Raw genomic sequence first — 2940 nt, 5'->3', positions numbered from 1 at the left:
TTAGCTACTTCCTAAACATTGCTCCTCATTTACCAACCTGTTTATGTTTTTTTCAAACTTTGCAACAGAACCACCGGATGGATCGAATGATTAAGAACGTAAAAATCGTACAAAAGAAATATGGGTATATCTCTGCCCCTAACCTTTGGAGAAAGATAAACGGTCTACAAAAACACATAATGATAGATACAGCTCGTCGCATCGTAAACTTTGCGAAACAGCACAATGCGGATGTGATCGTATTCGAATTTTTAGGAAAAATGAAATTCCTGCCTCATACGTACGGATCTAAACGACTCAAACAGAAATTGCACCACTGGTGCAAAAATGGCATTCAAAATAAAGCGCAACAAATGGCGCACTATCAAGGAATTCGTATTCATCGAGTGAATGCTGCAAACACTAGTAACCTAGCTTTCGATGGCTCAGGTGAAGTTGTACGTAATCACAAAAAAGACCTCGCTACATTCCAAAATGACAAGGTCTATCATGCTGATTTAAATGCAACCTACAACATTGGCACATGTTATTTCTTACGTGAGTATCTTAAAGCTTTTTCTGAAAAGAAAAATTTGAAATTTGAGGAAAAAGTTCCTCAAATTTCAGCCAGAACACAGCAATCCTTATCTACATTCATTAGTTTTCTTCAGGCGGTCACACCAGCGGTGTGAAAATGCTCGAGTTAACCGTATTTATGATAAAGAATGCTCCATCAAAATCTATGATTTAGGTGGAGAGGTTCACCCTAACACTTTAAAGTCATAAGCATGAATTGATTTTCCTCCCCGCACAGAGTTAATAATTTCTTCCATACCTATAACTTCACTTTCTTTAATCTTCTTCCCATTTTTTAAAGAGTAAATTTCTATATAATATTTACTTTTTCGATTTTTATCATACCGTAAGACATGTAATTGATCGTCCTTGAAGAAAGTTTGCTCATTGTATCTAACACCATCTGTTACATGATAGTCAATCTTAAACTTAGTATTTACTGTATTTGTCTGTGTATTAAACGTAATAACGTTACCTAATCCATTTATAAAATATAATTCATTGTTATGTAGATATGCGGAATTGTTTTTTGTAAAAGGTATTGAAGCTGTGGTATCCTCTTCGGAAGACAACAAAATTAATTCTTGTTTTAATGTCGTTTTATCGATACGTAACAAATAAACTTTTCCTTTAATCGTATTATCATTTTCAACTAAAACCGTATAATAAAAATTTTCATCACTTAAAATAGAAGAATAACTAGAATATGACATATTTTTATCTAAACTAATTTCTGTAACATCTTCAAGCTTCATCTTTAAATCATTAAATGTTACCTTTTTTAGACTATATTCTTTTTTGTCTATATCTTGAGTCATGACTAAAATAGTTTCTTCATCCACTCCAGAGCTCATAAGATAATGTGGGATATTTCCTTTATGAATACCTTTTTTATTACCATATACAACATTTGAATCATATCCTCCGGTATCAGGATTACTACCAGAATTATAGATGTTTACAAACAAGTCGCTGTTTTTTAAATATGCTCTGTAATCTCCTGTATGTTGGTATTTCATCTTAAACTCTTTAAAGTTCTCTCCTACAATTTTAAGCTTGTCCTTACTTTCTAATAAAAGTTCTTTTTTATTTTCTGATACTCCTATACCACCAAGCTCTAAACCATTCATTTTATAACCACTTGCTTCCCCATTCTTATTAATAAACACTGCATAACTAATACCCTTACCATCCATGTCTTGATCAGCTGTAGAAGAAAGGTATATCACAGCTTGTTTATCCTTCAAAAAATCTTTTTTTTGAACATCCTCCTCAGATATCAAATTCACATTTGAGTTACTGAAAAAGAAAAAATAAGCTAATACTGTAATCACAATTATCCCTAAAATAACAAATAGTAGTTTTTTCATTATGATATATTCCTTTCTTACAAGAAGAAGTGCAACAAATGTATTCGTTGCACTTCTTTCTATTAGATATTTCGAACTACTGATGTCTGTTTCGCATCACGAACATCTCGTGGATATACGCCAGCGCCACCATCTTTGTCTAAATCTAAACCACCATTAAGCTTGTAAGCTGACCAGATAAGTTTTGAACAATTTTTAGCTCCATAATGATCAGTAGCTCTATTCGTGGCGAAATTATAAGAATATCCGTCTATACCTACACGGCTTTTCGCCCACCATGCAGCATCATTTTTGTTTTGCCGAGTAGTATTTACAGATTTGACAACAGCGTCGCCTTTATCGACTTTACGAGCTGTGGTACTAAGTGTACGTACTCCATCACCTGGAACTGATTCTACAATTGTATTTGAATTATAGTACATACCAACATGTCCATGATTCAAATATGCAGTATATGAACCAGTATAAAAGAAATCGCCCATATTGCTATTACCTACAGATACTGTACCACCACTACCGCCTAACGTGTTTATTTTTTTATTTGCTTCTTTTTTACCTTGAGCTTCATCTGCTTTGAGTTCTTTATAAATTTGTTTAGTAATTGCCTCTTTCGTATTTCCTGTATTCTTTGCCATTTCATTAATACTTGATATTAATTCCGATGTACTCAAATCCGGTTGCATTTTCTTAATTTCATTCAAATAAGGTAAATCATCACTTTCTGCAAAAGTAGCAGTAGGTACAACTACAGCTGAAGTCATTAAACCCATTGTTAATGCTAATGCATGTAATTTTTTCATATTACATCCCCCTTTTTGAAACTATTAATAAAAATATATATTTAACAATTCATTTATTTGGAACATTATCCTCATCATATCTTACAAATAATGTATGTGTAAATGTGTTTTTCGGAAGAAAATTATTTCTCAAGACAACCTTTGGCAATGTATATAGAACAATCAGCAGTGAATATTTTTTGTCGACTTGGCTGTATTTGGAGTATCGTGGAAAG

General features: G+C 32.7%; 3 protein-coding genes. 1 reads left to right on the top strand and 2 read right to left on the bottom strand.

The features are described 5' to 3' along the window. Positions 1-671: IS200/IS605 family accessory protein TnpB-related protein (locus LOK41_RS27715; RefSeq protein ID WP_241819313.1), on the top strand; the 671-nt coding region annotated here is incomplete at its 5' end. 69 nt (positions 672-740) lie between these two features. On the opposite strand, the gene LOK41_RS27710 is transcribed toward LOK41_RS27715, so the two are convergent. Continuing rightward, on the bottom strand, positions 741-1925 hold the full coding sequence (locus LOK41_RS27710) for a hypothetical protein (RefSeq protein ID WP_241819312.1): 1185 nt from the start codon (positions 1923-1925) through the stop codon (positions 741-743). 62 nt (positions 1926-1987) lie between these two features. Further along, on the bottom strand, positions 1988-2725 hold the full coding sequence (locus LOK41_RS27705) for a hypothetical protein (RefSeq protein ID WP_241819311.1): 738 nt from the start codon (positions 2723-2725) through the stop codon (positions 1988-1990). Positions 2726-2940: the final 215 nt, after the last annotated feature.

Origin of the sequence: Bacillus sp. TL12 (assembly GCF_022625245.1) — a bacterium.
Classification (GTDB): Bacteria; Bacillota; Bacilli; order Bacillales; family Bacillaceae_G; genus Bacillus_A.
Note: the sequence above shows the minus strand (reverse complement) of the source record. Positions and strands in the feature narration are given on the sequence as shown.

Coding starts and splice junctions, on each gene's coding strand:
- LOK41_RS27705 (WP_241819311.1), bottom strand. CDS start 2,725: ATGAAAAAATTACATGCATTAGCATTAACAATGGGTTTAATGACTTCA.
- LOK41_RS27710 (WP_241819312.1), bottom strand. CDS start 1,925: ATGAAAAAACTACTATTTGTTATTTTAGGGATAATTGTGATTACAGTA.